At 62.2% G+C, this 16,189-nt stretch carries 15 protein-coding genes; 4 read left to right on the top strand and 11 right to left on the bottom strand.

The genetic code is table 11. The annotated features are described in order from the left end of the window. Positions 1 to 69 precede the first annotated feature (69 nt). Entirely contained in the window at positions 70 to 708 is a 639-nt protein-coding gene (locus tag ABWI03_RS32210) for a hypothetical protein (RefSeq protein ID WP_115304714.1), read from the bottom strand. A gap of 599 nt (positions 709 to 1,307) precedes the next feature. Here ABWI03_RS32210 and ABWI03_RS32205 point away from each other — a divergent pair. Then, positions 1,308 to 2,264 carry a recombinase family protein gene (locus ABWI03_RS32205; protein WP_311052670.1) on the top strand — a complete coding sequence of 319 codons (957 nt, stop codon included), beginning with the start codon at positions 1,308 to 1,310 and terminating at the stop codon, positions 2,262 to 2,264. Positions 2,265 to 2,297: 33 nt separating this feature from the next. Beyond that, positions 2,298 to 3,401: an LEM-3-like GIY-YIG domain-containing protein gene (locus tag ABWI03_RS32200; RefSeq protein WP_311052673.1), complete on the top strand. Its 1,104-nt coding sequence runs from the start codon at positions 2,298 to 2,300 to the stop codon at positions 3,399 to 3,401. A 1,072-nt stretch (positions 3,402 to 4,473) separates the two neighbouring features. Here the strand turns inward: ABWI03_RS32200 and ABWI03_RS32195 are convergent. From ABWI03_RS32195 to ABWI03_RS32160, 8 genes are all read right to left on the bottom strand, one after another. After that, on the bottom strand, positions 4,474 to 5,328 hold the full coding sequence (locus ABWI03_RS32195; RefSeq protein WP_311052675.1) for an energy-coupling factor ABC transporter ATP-binding protein: 855 nt from the start codon (positions 5,326 to 5,328) through the stop codon (positions 4,474 to 4,476). Continuing rightward, the gene (cbiQ, locus tag ABWI03_RS32190) at positions 5,325 to 6,074 is read right to left on the bottom strand and encodes a cobalt ECF transporter T component CbiQ (RefSeq protein WP_059039476.1); all 750 of its coding nucleotides are present in this window, start codon (positions 6,072 to 6,074) and stop codon (positions 5,325 to 5,327) included. The genes ABWI03_RS32195 and cbiQ overlap by 4 nt, the downstream gene beginning before the upstream one ends. Next, a complete protein-coding gene (locus ABWI03_RS32185; protein ID WP_095972692.1) occupies positions 6,071 to 6,442 on the bottom strand; it encodes an energy-coupling factor ABC transporter substrate-binding protein in 372 nt (123 codons plus the stop codon). Before ABWI03_RS32185 ends, cbiQ begins: the two co-directional genes overlap by 4 nt. Then, positions 6,432 to 7,145 (bottom strand): energy-coupling factor ABC transporter permease, encoded by a 714-nt coding sequence (locus ABWI03_RS32180; RefSeq protein WP_311052678.1) that lies wholly within the window; start codon positions 7,143 to 7,145, stop codon positions 6,432 to 6,434. Before ABWI03_RS32180 ends, ABWI03_RS32185 begins: the two co-directional genes overlap by 11 nt. Positions 7,146 to 7,188: 43 nt before the next feature. Further along, a complete protein-coding gene (locus ABWI03_RS32175) occupies positions 7,189 to 7,641 on the bottom strand; it encodes an RNA polymerase sigma factor (RefSeq protein ID WP_311052680.1) in 453 nt (150 codons plus the stop codon). A 92-nt stretch (positions 7,642 to 7,733) separates the two neighbouring features. After that, entirely contained in the window at positions 7,734 to 9,440 is a 1,707-nt protein-coding gene (locus ABWI03_RS32170; RefSeq protein WP_095972695.1) for a tubulin-like doman-containing protein, read from the bottom strand. Positions 9,441 to 9,462: 22 nt separating this feature from the next. After that, entirely contained in the window at positions 9,463 to 9,816 is a 354-nt protein-coding gene (locus tag ABWI03_RS32165; RefSeq protein ID WP_231783642.1) for a hypothetical protein, read from the bottom strand. Then, the gene (locus tag ABWI03_RS32160) at positions 9,813 to 11,369 is read right to left on the bottom strand and encodes an FtsZ/tubulin family protein (protein ID WP_311052683.1); all 1,557 of its coding nucleotides are present in this window, start codon (positions 11,367 to 11,369) and stop codon (positions 9,813 to 9,815) included. The genes ABWI03_RS32165 and ABWI03_RS32160 overlap by 4 nt, the downstream gene beginning before the upstream one ends. 308 nt (positions 11,370 to 11,677) lie before the next feature. Here ABWI03_RS32160 and ABWI03_RS32155 point away from each other — a divergent pair, with 308 nt between their 5' ends. Further along, positions 11,678 to 12,172, top strand: coding sequence for a MarR family winged helix-turn-helix transcriptional regulator (locus ABWI03_RS32155; RefSeq protein ID WP_353799043.1), 495 nt, complete (start codon positions 11,678 to 11,680; stop codon positions 12,170 to 12,172). A gap of 23 nt (positions 12,173 to 12,195) precedes the next feature. Here the strand turns inward: ABWI03_RS32155 and ABWI03_RS32150 are convergent, their stop codons facing one another. Together ABWI03_RS32150 and ABWI03_RS32145 are read right to left on the bottom strand one after the other, a co-directional pair. After that, the gene (locus ABWI03_RS32150) at positions 12,196 to 13,275 is read right to left on the bottom strand and encodes a substrate-binding domain-containing protein (RefSeq protein WP_054828167.1); all 1,080 of its coding nucleotides are present in this window, start codon (positions 13,273 to 13,275) and stop codon (positions 12,196 to 12,198) included. A gap of 159 nt (positions 13,276 to 13,434) precedes the next feature. After that, positions 13,435 to 14,472 (bottom strand): aliphatic amidase, encoded by a 1,038-nt coding sequence (locus ABWI03_RS32145; RefSeq protein ID WP_125053400.1) that lies wholly within the window; start codon positions 14,470 to 14,472, stop codon positions 13,435 to 13,437. Positions 14,473 to 14,696: 224 nt separating this feature from the next. On the opposite strand from ABWI03_RS32145, the gene ABWI03_RS32140 reads away from it, so the two are divergent. After that, positions 14,697 to 15,662 (top strand): AAA family ATPase, encoded by a 966-nt coding sequence (locus ABWI03_RS32140; RefSeq protein ID WP_311052686.1) that lies wholly within the window; start codon positions 14,697 to 14,699, stop codon positions 15,660 to 15,662. Positions 15,663 to 16,189: the final 527 nt, after the last annotated feature.

Below are 16,189 nucleotides of genomic sequence, written 5' to 3'. Positions count from 1 at the left end.
CCTGGTCTATCGGCGGGCGGCCCGCCCCGCAGGTTTCGGCGTGTGGACTGCGATTCGCTGCGCAGGGGGTCAGCGCGGGTTGGGGGTGCGCCACAGGGTTGGGGTGTCGCCGTCGTCGGTGTTGGCGAGGGCCCGGATTCCGTCGGCGTCCTGGGCGAGGATGTCCGCGAATTGCTGTCGGTGGGTGTCGTCGAGTCCGTCGGGAAGGTTCGCCCCGTCGGTGATGGATGCTGCGGCGCCGTCGAGGTAGCGGGCGATGCGCAGGAGCAGTGGGCGTGGTGTGGGGACGAGGAAAGCATTGGCGTCCGCGGTGATCATGCCGAGGGTCGAGAGCAAGGACAGGCCGGCGACAGCTTCTTTGTCGTCGAGGTTGATGTGCGCGACCTTCAAGGCTTCGGCCAGCGCCGCGGTGGTCAACCCGACAGCGGCGACAGGCATGGAGATGGCGCGCTCGAATTCGATCAGATCGGCGCCGGGGGCCTCGTCGGAGAGGGACACCGCGAGGGACTGCGCGAACGCGAGGAGACGTTCGTCGGTGAAGTCTCGCTGTGCGGTCTGGCGTGTGACCCGCATGAGAGTTGTGTATTCGGTGAGTTTGTCGTCGAGGATTTTCCGGGCTTCGGTGTCGGTGATCGTGAGCCCGAGATCGAGGAGTGCGGCCCGGAGTTCGGTGGATCGGGTGTGGAGCCAGGTGGGCCTCGGACTCATCTTTGTTGTTTCCTCGCTGGTGAACGCATTTTGTTTGGGATGAGCATAGATCGGTCGGCGCTGCGTGGTCTTCGGCAGCGGCCGCCGTGGCTTCCGCTGCTGGGGGGTGCTGTGGGGTAGCGACAGACAGGTCCCGGTTGTGGCGTTACAGTCGTCTTCGCGATGATGTGTGGGGTTCGCCGAGATGTCGTCACACACCTTTCGGTGGACAGTCCTGCTGGTGCGCTCGTCTCCCCGGACTCGGGCGCATCGAGACCTGCCTGGCTGGTGCTGACGATCAGCCAGGTGAGTCTCACCCTGGTGGGGTCAATGTCCAGATTCGGTGGGCACCGCGTTCCCGGCCCGTGTGGATTCACGCGCAGCCGTATCTGACGTACCTTCGACGTTTCGCTCGCCCAGCGCTGAGATGGGCACTCCACGTGCAGTTCTGGGGGAATTCTTGGTGGCCCGCCGGGTCAGGGTTAGGTGTCCGATCCGGCGAGCCGTGCGCCCGGACCTGGCAAGGAATGAGCACACGGAACATCGTACTGTTGCATCACCTCATGGGTTTCAGGTGGTGGAGTCTGTCGAAAAACGATGAAGTGGGATATTTTCGACAGATGTTGTTCGGTTACGCCAGGGTGTCGAGCGCAGATCAGAACCCCGCCCACCAGATCGACGCTCTGACGCGGGCTGGGATCGACGCCGCGAACATCCACACCGACCACGCGGGCGGTGCGAAAGCCTCACGCCCGCAACTCGACGCGGTGCTGACTCGACTACGTAGCGGTGACACGTTGGTGATCACCCGACTGGACCGGTTGGGGCGTTCGGTGGTGCACCTGATCACCCTCGGCGCTGAGTTACGCGAGCGGGGGATCGGATTGAAGGTTCTCGAGCAGGGCATCGACACCGCAACAGCGGAAGGGCGAGCGATGTTCGGGATGCTCTCCGTACTCGCCGAACTTCAACGTGAGTTGATCGTGGCGAACACCCGGGACGGGTTGGCCGCGGCGCGGGCGCGTGGTCGAAAGGGTGGTCGTCCGCCGAAGCTCACCGACGATCAGATCGTGCTCGCCCAGCAGCTTTACGACGCGGGGGAGAAGACGGTCGCGCAGATCGCGGCGATGTTGAATGTTCCCCGCACTACTGTCTACGGACACCTGAACAAGCGCACACCGGCGGCGAGTGCGTCGACCGATTCGGTGAGCACGGTAGCTGCGGTCCCCGTTGTGCCGGCGCGAACGTCGCGGATCTGCCCGTCCTGCGGTTACGAGCCGAGCACCAGAGCCGAAGCGGCCCATCAACGCGGCGACCTGGCCGTGATCTGGCTGCATCCTCATACCGACAATCCGGCCGATCCAGCTGCGGTGATCGCCCGATCACATTGCCATCAGTGCGAGCCGGGGCCGCCGGCGTTCGATGTCGCATGCACGGTGTGCGGTGACGGACCAATCCTCGCCGGCGATTTCGCACAGACCGCACGCAGTGGCGCCCTGCCGGATCCGGTGCAGCAGTGGCTCACCGCGAGTGGATGGGCCGTGCTGCCTGAGCTGCGATGCCCGGACCACACCTGAAAATTCGTCGGGACCGGTGAGTACTGTGCACTGATGCCGACAGTATGGACAGTCACGGACAACTCCGCTCGCGAGCTTCGCGATTCGCGACTTGCCGCTGACTTCATCACCCTCGAGATCGACGGAATCAATCCCGATCCAGTGATGCGATGGGCCGAGTTGCGTTCAGTGCTGCGATATCTCGAAGATCACGTCGGCCGCGTTTTCACCACCGCGGAGGCGGCATCGGAGGCACTGTTCGACGAGGGAGGCGGCTTTGGTATTTCATCGGTTCTCCGAGCAGGGGTCCTGGACCAACTCCATACCCAGCAGGTCGTCGGCGAGTATGTGTTACCGCCGAGAATGGCGCCGGGAGTCACCGAAAAGCTCGGTGTCTACGTCTACGCCCTGATCGATCCACGAGATCGCTCCATCTTCTACGTCGGCAAAGGAGTCGGAGATCGCGTCTACAGTCACGTCTGGTCCGCAATGGGAGCCCCTGACCTCGTCGAAGACGGAATCGAACGCGAAGCCCCCGCAGTGAAATCGGCAAAGAACCAACGCATTCGAGATATCTACCAGTCGGGCAAAACAGTCGAACACGTCATCCTGCGGCACCGGATCGAGCCCGAAGCGAGCGCCGACAAGAGCGCATACGCCATCGAGCAAACCTTGATCGATGCGCTCCGCCTGATAGAAGCGCCGACGGGTACGGCAGTGTTGGCAAACATCGCGGGCGGTCACACCACCACAGAGTGGGGCGTGATCCCGCTACCGGAACTGATCAGGCGTTACGCCGCGACTGCGGCACCGGAGATCGAACGGCCGTTCGTTGTTCTCGTCGTCAACGCGGCACTGAACCCGCAAAACTCCACAGAGCAGGTTTACGAAGAAGGTCGAGGCTGGTGGCACGCCGGCCCGGTTATTCGCAACACAGCGAATGTTCCGATTTTCTTCGTTGCCGCAGACATCGTCCGAGCGGTGTATCGGGCTTCGAGTTGGGAACAGAGCGGGCAGGGCGGAGCGTGGCGGTTCTCCGGCCCGGCGGATCCGGAACTGGAAACCCGCTACGTCGGAACCAGTGTCGCGGAGCTGAAGAAGGCTCGGCGGACCAGGCGATGGCGTCAACATGGTTGGCATCCCTACCCGGCGGAGTGAAAACCCTGCCCGCGCATTCGTCGAGTTCTGCGTGCGGTACAGAGCCCCCTCGAATTGGCGATAACTTAGATTATGTCGCCCTGTCGATGAAATTCGCTGCCCGGCAACGAAATACGTCCACGCTGAACGTGCATCGTCAGTGTCGAGTGGCAGCGTCGCTACCAGAGTTGGAGTGGACACTCTGCAGCCTCGGCCGCGGCGATGCGCTCTTCGATGGTGTCGAGTCCTACGTCTGCCCGACTACGTTTTGTCCGAACCGGATGCGAATCGCATCACTCCTCGCGGACCGACGCACTGCGAGGCATGTGGGTGCATCCACCGGTACGCATCAACGACGTCCTGCAGTTGATGCTCGGGTCGATCGGGGTCGCGGTAGCGCGTATCGCGGACCGATGAGCGGTAGGTATCGGCCAGCTTTCGAACAGCCGTCCGATCCTCAAGATGCAGTGGCACCTTCAAATCTCGGGCTTCGCCCTCTGCGACCCGCGTGAGTTCTCGGCCTTCGGCGGTCAGATCATCCCAGTATTTCTGATTTCTGGTTCATCTCGGTATCGGTTCTCTTCCACGTCAGGTTAGCCAACGAAAAGCGGTCGCTTAGATTATCCGATCTCATGAGCAGTGGCTGGTCGTTCACAACACCGACCGCTTGGGACCTGCATATCGACGATACGGCGGGTCGGAGGAAGGCAGGGAAGTCGTCGGACCTGGTGAGGTCCTGATGCTGCTCGTGAAATGCGAGTTCGCTTCCTTCTCAGGCTCGGCAGATTTACAGATCGGAGCCAAAGCAGGAAGCACGTCTAAGGCTGGCAGGGATTTGTTTATCGGTGTTTGCCCGTTCCGGGCAGGCCGCCGGAAACGACAGAGCGGATCCCTCCGGCCGGTGCCGGCCTTCCGCAATGCGGAACTTTCTTCGCCGCAGGAAGAGGCTTCGGACCTAACCGCACGTACAACTGCCGGCGCAGTCGACGAGCTTCGGCAACCAGGTCGCGCTCACGCTCGGAGAGTGGACGAGCAGATGCGACGTCGGTCGCCGTTCGTAAGAACTGCTCCACCTGCACAGGCTGCGGCGCCGTCAGACCCGTCCGCCGTGGCGTAATGCGTGCGCAGCGATAGACGCATGCACCTCAGAGACATTACGCGGGCGCAGTGATTGCGGGAGGAATCCGTCTCGCGCTAGCTTTGCGGCGAGTTCCAGCGACCATGGCGCCGCGAGCCGGGCGGCCGCAAGGAGCGAGGCATTGCCGAGCAGTTCGCCGGGATCGCCTTGGCGGACTGTGCCGCCCTCAACGATCGCTACTGACGACGCCCAATCCAACGCCAGAGCAGCGTCGTGGGTGGAGAGGACCACCGTGGTGCGACTTTCCTCGAGCCGTTCAAGTGCCTGGAACATCTCGACCACCCCGGCAGGGTCCAGGCCGGCAGTGGGTTCATCGAGGAGCAGCACACAGGGCCGCATCGCCATCGCGCCGGCAATCGTGACGCGTTTGCGTTCCCCGTAGGACAGTTCATGTGCCGGCCGGTCGGCCAGGTCGGTGAGCGACAGCAGCCGCATCGCCTCGTCGACCCGCTCTAGGATCTCGTCGGTGTTCAATCCCAGATTCGCTGGCCCGAAGGCGATGTCGTGTCTGACATCCGCCGAGAACAGCTGATCATCCGGGTTCTGCAGAACCAACTGCACATTCTGACGGTGAGTACGCAGCCCTGCCCTGCCGTACTTGATAGGGGTGTGGTCAAGACTGACCGTCCCGCGCGAGGGCCGCAGCGATCCGGCCAGTATTCGGAGCAGCGTTGTCTTTCCCGATCCGTTGGCACCCAGCAGTGCCACGCGTGAGCGCGGTGCCATCTCGATATCGACGTCGATCAGCGTATCGCTCGCACCGTGATAGGCGAACGCCACATGTTCGGCGCTCAGCGATCTATGGCTCATGCCATCTCCCACGAAACTGTTAGTGCGACAACACCAATAAGAACGGATACCGAGCCGAAGATGAATTGTCGGCTCACCGGCTGCCGATACAGAACCGGCATACCGATACCCTGGTCGCGACCCGCCAATCCGGTCTCCAGCCGTTGTGCCTGAGTCCAAGACCGGATCAGCACGGCCGCGGTCAGGAGGCCCACTGAGTTGAGTGATCGTCGAAATCCCGCATAGCCCAGTCGCGCGACCTGCGCCTGCCGGATCGTTGCCAGCGACTCCACCAGCACGAACACCATGCGATACATGATTCCGATGACGTCAACACAGGCCGCCGGGAGCCCCGCCCGCCGTAGCGCCGTCGTCAACGTGGTCATCGGTGTCGTGGAGGCAAAGACGAGCATCGCCAGTGATGCCGTCATCGCACGCAGTGCGAGTTCAGCTGCACCCAAAGCCGTGTGCGCAGTCATTGATATCGTCAGAGCGCCGAAATCGATCGATACCGCAGTCGACAGCGCCGCGATCGCAATAAATGCCGCAGGTCCTCGGGCGGTACGGAGCACGTGCGCAAACGGAACCCCGGCTCGTCGCGCGGCGATCAGGGTCACCACGATCAACAGTGGCGCCGCCGGAACCGGGGCAAGCACCACCGCACATCCGACGATCCCGCCGAAGAGAATGACCTTCTCTGCGACCGGCCGGCGGCGCCACGTCGACCTCCACGCAACGCTATCGATCGCGGCGGTGCCAGCACTCATGTCCGGTCACCCTCGCCAGCGCTCGCGGCCATAGCGTCGACGTCACCGGCCAGTGCGATCGCCTCACGTTCGGAGCGCCTACGCTGCCACATCGCCCCGAGCGCAAAGCCGAACACTCCCGCACCGAGCGCAGCCTGCAGCGCGAACAGTCCTGATTCGATCTCACCGGACCCGGGGGTGAAGACCGGCGAGAACCATGGCTTGTAGTCGGAATGGTTCTCCTCGATGTGCTCGGTGGCCAGGGCATCGCTACCGACGAACGCCTCATCCTCCGGGGCGTTCCGATTGAGAAACATCGACAGAGCGAAGATCACGACAATCGCACCGATGATCAGTGCGGTGACCAGAACATTCTTGTTACGCGACATGAATGTTCTCCTTGGCTGGGGCTGCGCTGTCTTGTGCGGTGCGGTCGGTCAATACTCCCAGACGCAGCAATTCCGGCCGCGCCACCTTCCGCAGGACGTTGAAAATCAGGACCCCGACGAGGCCCTCGATGACAGCCAGTGGAATCTGAGTAACGGCGAAGACACCAAGGAACTTCACCACCGAACCGATCACACCGCCGGTCGCATCGGGGAAGGCAATGCCGAGCTGAACAGAGGTAACGCAGTATGTCGAGAGATTCGCGATCGCCATTGCGAAGAAGATCCCGACACTAAAGGGTGCCTTCAACTTTCGGCTCAACTGCCACACCACGTATCCGGCCCACGGACCAACAATGGCCATCGAAAACGCGTTGGCACCCAAGGTGGTGATACCGCCGTGTGCAAGCAGCAGCGCCTGAAACAGGAGTACCACCGTTCCCAGGAAGGCCATCACCGGCGGCCGAAAGAGCACCGCGCCCAACCCCGTTCCGGTGGGATGGCTCGAGCTACCGGTCACCGAGGGAAGTTTGATCGCGGACAGGACGAAGGTGAACGCCCCTGCCGCCCCGAGCAACAACCGCGATTCAGGATGCTCACGTACCTCGCGCACGACGGCCACGGCACCGTGTACAACGAACGGTGCGGCTACCGCCGCCCAACAGGCCGCCTGGACCGGCGGCAAAAAGCCTTCGGCAATATGCACTGGTTCATTCCTCTGCTGTAAGAGATGGGTCAGTTACGAAAACTCATTCACCGTCATCCGATGGTCGGAGATAGTCCTCCACTTGTTTTTGCATCGACTGCACCATGTCGACGTCCACTCCGAGCACCGAACCAATCTCGGCGGCACTAAGTCCGTGAACATGCGCTGCCACATGTACGTTGCGCAAGTCGGTCGGCATCTCGAACAGCCGGCCGGCGAGCTCCTCCCAGGAACACTGCTGTGCTCGCCAGTCACCGTCCGGGTCGGCAATGAGAGGTTCGGCAAGGGCCGCGATACGCCCCGCATAAGGCAGTCCCTGGTAACGAAACACCCGGGGCCGGGCCAGCATCGAGACCACCACCTGCATGGCCACCGCCTCCGCAACAGTCCGGTCCCCCAGCCGGTGGGTGACCATGTACCGCACCGAATCACGGGTGTCATTCAGGCGCAATATCCACGCTAGATAGTCGTCTTGCCAATCACTTTCGAAATCCACTGCCCTCCATGCACAAGAACTCTGAGGCCGGGACCGGGCGGTCCGCTCGGTTGGTACACCCACACGCGCCGAGCGGACCGCCGCCGGCCGGGTTACGGCGTCGGCACCACCGTGGCGACCGAGGCTGCCATTACCTCGTTGGTGTACTCGACAGCGGTGGCCGGCAGTGCGGCGCCCGCCATCTCGTCGACACCGATACGGGTGTTCCACCCTGGCGATCCAGCAATCGCCTTACCCATCGTGGCCTCGAACTGATCCGATGGCTCCGAGAGGACGATGCCGAGTTCGAGCAGCCAGCTACTGAGGCTGGTCCGCTCACTGGCAGGGACCGCGTCATAGAGCTTCTTGGCTTCGGCGAATGCCGTCAGGTCCGCCTTCGCCACACCCGGAACGATGATGTTGGAGTACACCGTCAGCTCGTCGAAGAACTCGCCTTCGGTGGTCCGCAGCGAGCCGTCCTCACCCGGCAGCAGGTACTGCGACAGAGTCGATTCGAGCTTGGCCTGCAGGGTCGCATTCCACTTGGTGCGGGCCGCGAAGGTATGTGCTTCCACATACTCTGTCGCGAAGCCCTCGCGAATACCCATCCACTGCGGGACATACCCGATCCAGTCGCTGATCGCACTACGCCACTTGCTGATCGGCTCGCCCGGCAGTACCTCCACACCGGGATGCATGAGCTTGGCAACGTTGAACACGGTGAAGTTACGCGGCCCGAAACTGACTCGCTCATGTGGTGCACCGGTGAAACCGGCCGGACGCAGAACGCGGAAGATCTCGCGACCGTAGTCGTGAACGACGTAGCGGGCGAACGAGTCGTCCACGAACTTGTTCGTGACGTGCAACGCCTGCTGATGCCGGATCTCGGGGAGCACACCCTTCTTGATTGTGGTGTACCGGTACAGACGCTCCCACGACTGCTCCTGGGTGACCGCCAGGAATCCTCCGGTAAACGGATTCTTGTACATGTCACCCCACACCGAGGTGATCTTCTCGTTCTTCGTCTCATCGAGCATGCAGTCGATCTCGTTGAGCGTGGCGTAAACCGAAGCGCCACGCTGGTACTCAGGATCTCCCGAACACGGCATGAAGCCGACCCCGATGACCGGCACCCGACGGCCGAGCGCACCGGTGCTCAGGTGGCGGGCGAGGTCAACAACCATTCCGCTGCCCGTGCCGCCACCAACACCGAAGGCAACAAGAACCAGGCATGGCAGGCCGGTCTGGTCGATGCTGTCGGCAAATGCTTCCAGTTCGCTGTGGAGTGGGCGCTCGCCGTCGTAATACGCACGGCCATAGATCGCCTTCGCCAAGGAGCGGGACACATGCTCGTCGGAGGACGGGACCTCCAGTTGGCCGACGTAGTTCTTCTCGGTGGTCGGAGTCGTGGTGGCATCCAGCCACGACGCGAATCCGCTCTCGCCCTGGCCCTTCCAGCTGAACCGCGGGAACTCCCTGCCGAGGAACTCGGGAAAGCGAGCCATGCTCTGCTCGAGATCCGCGGCGTCAGGGATGTCCAGGGCCACAGTGCGAATCTGCGCGCGGTCCCGGGGAATCCCACGATCATCAAGGCGTGCGTAGAACGAGTCCGCGTACTGGCGCATCTGACGCATGTCGCCCTCGCCGATATCGATCGCCAACGCAGTGAAACGAGCGCGCGGATCGTCGAGCATGTCCTCGATCTCACCGGTCCGCAAGAGCGCATCGATGAGCTGGGCGCCGGCCTTACCGAGGCCGACAACATTGATACAGTGCGGCGCCTGTTTTCCGCTTGCACTGTGGTACATGGATAGTGCCATGGTGATAGTTCAGCCCTTCTAGCTAGCTCAGGTATCCAAGGTCCTTGAGGATGGTTGCGGCGACCGTGGGGCGCTCGTCCGCAACCAACGTTCGGTACTTGTCGATGAATTTGTTGGCCTCGCGCGGGATTGCCCCCTGGTTAACCAGGTCAACACCTTTTTCCAAGTTGTAGCGGTGTAGTTCTGCGGTCCAGAGCCGGTGTTTGACGTAGATCCGCTCGTCGTCGGCTCCGCTGACGGTCACGGTTGCCCCACCCGGAAGGGTGTCGACCGCCGCGCCGTCCCGATACTTCTCGACGGCCTGATCCCAGTCCAGACCTGCTGGCTCCGTAGTCATCTCGGCCCCCGCGTGCTCGATGTCGGTTCCGGTGCTCACTTGGACAGCTCGAGTTGTTCAACCTCACCACGGATTGCCAAGTGCGGGACAACAACCCAGCACGCGCAGCCCAACAGGCATTCGCCACCGACTCCCTCGAATCGGGTTGAGGGCTCGCAGAGCAGCACACCGAGATCGAGCAGCCATGCGTGACGCATGAGCTTGGACTCCCAATCCAGCGCGTCGTAGGCCTCCCGCGCGGGCACGAACCAGCTCATGTCGAGCTTGCTCAGCCGCGGGATGAAGGCCGCGACCGTGGTGTCGCCCGAACCTGCGAAGGCCAGCGTGTTGGGTCCGACGACGGGATCGAGGGATTCAGACAACGACGCTGCGACTGCGCTGGCCGAGTCCGCACCGAAAGCGCGAACCTCGACGAATTCGACTGTTGCCGAGTCGGTTACCTCGCCGACCAGCGGAGTGCCGGCCGGACCAATACCCACTGCGAGCAAGTTGATCCAGCTGTCGGTCTGATCACCACGGGTGGCCGGATGCCACGCGTCGGCCGGGACATTCATCCAGTTGAGTGCCTTGATCGACTCGTACAGGTGATCACCTCCGTCACGCAGAACAAACTGCGCGATACCGGTGTCGATGGCCTTGTGCGCGGCGTCAAGGTCGCCGACCGCGTCGTACACCGCGTTCTGTGGCACACCGAAGAATCCTGCAGTGAAGGGGTTCTTGTAGAGGTCACCCCAGACGGTCATGACGCCCTTGTTCTTGTCGGCGTCCACCATGCAGTCGAGCTCATTGATGGCGATGAACGCGCGGCCGTCCTTGAGTTCGTCGGGGTCGGCGTCGGCGGGCAGCACGCACATGCCGGCAACCAGCGCGCGACGGCCCAACCGGATGTTGGATAGATGGCGGGCCAACTCGACGACGATGCCACTACCGGTTCCACCGACCAGTGAGAAGGCGATGATCACCAGTGGGGTCTTGTCGCTGGACATGATCCCGTCGGCGAAACGGTCAAGCGCTTGGGCAACCGCACCACCGGTGTAGTAGTCGACGCCGTAGAGGCCCTTGGACACCGCACGCGGGAAGTGGTCACCAGCCTCCGGCACCACGAGATCGTTGGGAAGCCACGGCTCGTAGTTGGGATTCCAGTAGTAGCGGGGGTACTCCTTCTTGAGAAATTCGCGGTAGCGTCGCAGTTCGCTGAACAGCGCCTCATTCTCCAGCGCGGGGAGGTCGACGACCTCCGCGCTGGCGAGATCGCCGGACAGTGCTGCCGACGCGGTGGTGACACCGGTCAATTCGGCATCACCGATGTCGATGGCCAGCCCACGGAACGGTGTTTCCGAACCGGCTGCAGCACCCCCGGGTGCGTACTCGCGCAGCATCGATTCGACGACGTTGGAACCGGTCTTGCCGATGCCCAGGACGTGAATAGAGAACGGTCCCTCGTGATCTCCGATGCGGTGAACGCCATCGGTGACCAACGCCTCAAGCCGTACCTTGTCGGTGCCGTACCCAGCGGACTCGCTGTCGCACGCCGCGCCTTCATGGGCGTGGCTGTGCCCATGATCGTGATTGTGGTCGTGTGCTCCTGACACTTCATCTCCTTCAACGGTGGTCGCGAGCCTGCGGGTGCCGCACAGCAGGGAGGGGCGGGTCTTTCGGCCGGACTCGCGGAGTTACTGCCTGAATGAGAAGCCCCTGGCTTCCCCGCAACTGACAGTAGTGGAGATACTGTCAGTGTGAAATATATCAATGTTAACTTTTCGTAACCGAAATATGCGAAATGACAACGATGTGGTTGAGGGGCAATCCTGTGCACGCTAGTATGTGGACATCGGGGGACTGGAACGGGGCCTCAGTTACTCGTACTGCGCGTCCCCCGTACCAAGAGAAGGATGATCGGATGGCCACTGTCCAGGCCAAGCCGACGGGCGCCGCCGGCGCGGCCGAGGCAGACGCCCTACAGGTCTCACCCAGGCCACTGGCAGGGCGATTGGATTCATTGAGTCGGATGCTCTCACGCCGCATCGACGGGATTACCGCGCAGCACAATATGTCCGCCGATCACTGGTACGCACTCGACGTCATCGTGCGCCAGGACGGCGTGGCGATGAATCACTTGGCACGAGCGTTGAGTGTCGCCGCACCCACCCTCACCAAGTACGTGGACAAGCTGGCTGTGAACGCCTACGTCTTCCGGCTCGCCGACCCGGGTGATCGACGCAAAGTGCTGGTGCACGCCTCCAGTCGGGGTACGAGCGTCCACCAGGAACTTCTCGGCACTATCGCTGCCACCGAAGCCGAGGTATTGGGCATGTTCGCCGCACGCGACCGCCAAGCGCTGGAACGCATGCTCAACCACTACGGCAAACAAGCAGAAGACTTCACGAGTCAGTAAACCGACCGGCGCCCGCCGCTGGTTTAGCCGACTGCGGCAATCTGTTCGAGGACATCGAATTCGAGCCCCCTGGCCTTCGCTATATACACGTCTTGAGCGAGATGGTGCCGACGGAAGCGGACATGCCCACGTGGACTGTCATAGTGAATGTCGGCTTGTGCCTGAGCACTCAAGTCAGACACATTCACCGACGCTGACCGCTCAACCAGTTCAGCCAGGAGCCGCACACCCTCGTAGCAGGACTCGCCCGGCGAGGCCAGCGGCGGCGCACTCGCACCGAAGCGCTCCGCATACCGCCCACCGAACTCCAGACTGTGGCCGGTCCCCAAGGATTCGAAGAAGCCTGACACGGAATAGAGTTCACGCGCAGCGCCCGCACCGCCGGCCAGCAGCATATTCTCATCGATCAGCGGCCCGAGTCGAGGGAGATCGCGATCTAACCCACGAGCAGCGAACTGCCTGTTGAACGACACCGCATCCTGGCCCAGCAACAACACGAACACCCCGCCGGCGCCGGAGCACTCGATCTCATCGAGCACATCACTGAAATCGGTCTCACCCAGCGGCGTGAAGTACTCCCCGACGAGCCTGACACCTGAACCGAAGGCACCTGTCGTCGCCCACTTCCGCATACGACCAGCGGTGCGTCGTGGCCACACATAGTCACTGCCGACGACAAACCAGGATGTGATGCCGTCCTCTCGAGCCATCCATTGCAGCGCAGGCACGATCTGACGTTCGGGTACCTCCCCGGTAGTGAACACACCGGGTGACGATTCACCGCCCTCGTACACCGCCGTGTAGATGTAGGGCACCAGACCACCTACGGATCGCACGATCTCGCGACGCAGCGCCGAAGTATGCCAGCCGACCAGGGCTTCGACCTCACCGTTGGACACCCGTGCGGAGACGTCGCCGGCCACGTCCCCAATGTCGGCGCCGCCATCGATGACGGTGGCGGTGACCTCGCAACCAAGAAGTCCGCCATGCTGATTGAGTTCGGCGATGGCCAGTTCGGCGCTGCTCAGGCACGACGGCCCGAAGATCCCCGCCGGACCACTCTCAGGTATGAGCAGGCCGAGATTCATGCGTGGGTCAGACATCGAACACTCTCCCTGCGCAGGGTGGGTCGCCGGTTACGTCCCATGATTTCAGCGCGCTATTACCGGGGTGTAAATCGCTCGTGTGAGGTCACACACGCGGAAAACAGATTCGATCCCGCCGGGACATGACATGATTCCCCGGCGAGACCGACTCCGTCGCTATGCTTCTGCGGTCTTCTCGGTGGGCAGATCGTAGACCGGTGCGGACGCAACACCAATGGTCTGGCGGGTGATCGCCTCGACCTTTTCCCGGGTGGCCTCGGCGTCGGTCACCCAGTCACGGTAGAAGTCGAAGGGGCATTCGGCGATTCCCTTGTCACCGTCGCCTGCGTTGTAGACGCCGGTGTAGCCGCGGTGGAGCAGCTTGAACAGGTGGTTCTGCGACTGGTCATTGGCACGCGCATCCCGGATCGTCGAAAGCGACAGCTGCGCGTACTGAATCCCATAGTCTTCCTCCCCGCACTCCCCCAGCGTGCGCCCGTCAAATCCGACGATGGCGCTGTGGCCGAAGTACGAGTAGACGCCGTCGAAACCGGTCGCATTGGCCACTGCGACATAGCAGTTGTTGGCCCACGCCATCGTCTTTGACATCAGAACCTGCTGCTCCTTGGCCGGATACATGTAGCCCTGCGGGCGGACGATGAGCTCAGCACCCTTCATCGCGCAGTCCCGCCAGATCTCCGGGTAATTGCCGTCGTCGCAGACGATGAGCGAGATTTTCATGCCCTTCGGGCCGTCGGTGACATAGGTTTGCCCACCCGGGTACCAGCCCTCGATCGGGGTCCACGGCATGATCTTGCGATACTTCTGCACGATCTCGCCCTCGTCGTTGATCAGCACCAAGGTGTTGTAGGGCGGCTTGTTCGGGTGATCCTCATGCCGTTCACCGGTCAGGGAGAAGACTCCCCAGGTCTTTGCATCCCGACATGCCTTGGCGAAGATGTCGGTTTCATCGCCTGGCACCGTGGCGGCCGTCGCATACATCTCGTCGTTGTCGTACATGATGCCCATGGTGGAGTACTCGGGGAACACCACCAGATCCATACCCGGGAGGCCGGCCTTCATCCCAACAACCATGTCCGCTATCTTGCGTGCGTTGTCGAGTACCTCCTCCTTGGTGTGCAGCCGCGGCATCTTGTAATTCACGACGGCAACGCCAACCGTGTCCGGGCTCGATGAGATGTCTCCGTGTCGCATGTTGGACCTCCATTTAGTTCGTAAACTCTCGCCAGCCTCTGCACGAGGTACTTTGATCGTAAAGTATTGCAAACGACAGGGTACAGCCGTACCTGTTACACCTATGTTTCAAGGAGGATCGCTCGATGCAACCCGAACCACCCCCGGACTCAATCTCCAGCCCGGTAGGAACCAGCCGCTTCAGGCTGGGTCGGCTCCGATCACCACAGGAGCTGACTGCCGCATTGCAGTCACATATCGTCGGGCAGGAGGCTGCCATCGACGCTGCGGTGCGGGCGTTGACGATTTCCGCGGCGGGGCTGCGCGACCCAAACCGTCCGATCGCCTCGCTACTGCTGGTCGGGCCGACCGGCGTGGGAAAGACCGAGCTCGCAAAACAACTCGCGTGTCAGGTCACCGGCGATCCCGACAACCTCTGCCGAATAGACATGAATACCCTTGCACAAGAACACTACTCGGCATCACTCGCCGGTGCGCCGCCCGGCTACGCCGGCGCAAAGGAAGGCCTGACTCTCTTTGACCCCGCCCTGATCGCAGGTAACCATTCCCGGCCGGGGCTCGTACTCTTCGACGAGGTCGAGAAAGCGCACGCGACAGTCCTGCGGTCCTTACTGCAGATACTCGACAGCGGGGTCCTAAGGCTGTCGGCAGGCAACGAGACCATCGACTTCCGTAACGCGATTGTGCTATTCACTTCCAACCTCGGATCTGCCGAAGTAGCTGCCCACGAACGCCGGCGCCGAGGCTCGTCGTCACTGCAGCGGCTCGCGGCACCATTCCGACCCGGCGCACGTCGCGACTCGCAGCAGATCGTTGCCGACGTCGTCGAGCAATTCTTCGATCCGGAGCTGTACAACCGCTTCGACGAGGTTGTGCACTTCGCGCCGTTGACCCAGACCTCAGCGGCGAAGATTGTGGATCTCGAGCTCGTGCGCCTACGTAATCAGCTGTCTGCCATACACATTGATTGGATGCCAGATGACGATGTACGAAGTCTTCTGATCAACAAGGGATTTGATTCCACCTACGGGGCCAGACATATGAGACGTACCGTCCGGACTACGCTGTTGGCGCCGATCGCCGAAGCAGTCGTGACCGCTCCCGACGCAGACAACCAATCTCACCACACACTGTCCACGACAGTGGCGCAGGGAGGAATCGTCGCCACCGTCACCCGGGCTGTGTCGTAGACACTGGAAGAGACCGACTGTGCGAATCACTGCTATTTGGGCACACCGCCGGGAATCACTGCTACCAGGCCGCCGATCGCTCCGACGGCGCCGCCCCTGTCAACGTAGATCGCAGCATAGTGATTGTTGAACAGCGACCGTGTCCGATGACACCTCAGTTGGGAGTGGTGACAGCTACTTGAGAGCCACTGACCCGCATATTGCGGCTACCGGCTTGCGTAGTTCGCTGCCATCTGAAGCGAGATTCCATGGTTTCGTGGCGGCGACTGTCCTCAGTGACAGCCGATGTGAGAGTTCGGCGTGGATTCTTTCAGGTTGGCGAGTTCGAAGTCCTAGGCTGGTGTCACCGGGTCCCATCTAGGGTGGCGTAGTGTCAACTACGTTGGCACCCGACAGGCTGCGAACTGACGTAGAGTTTGCTCACGACAGATGTACTGATCAGGTGCCGGGTTCTGAGGTGTCGAGTTTTCGGTGGGGTTGGACGCAGCACGTGGCGGAGCGGACCCAGGCGGGCGGCGCTGGCGCCC

Source organism: Rhodococcus baikonurensis, assembly GCF_040489275.1.
GTDB lineage: Bacteria > Actinomycetota > Actinomycetes > Mycobacteriales > Mycobacteriaceae > Rhodococcus_F > Rhodococcus_F baikonurensis.
The sequence above is the reverse complement of the archived record's forward strand: the minus strand, read 5'-3'. Positions and strand labels throughout refer to the sequence as shown.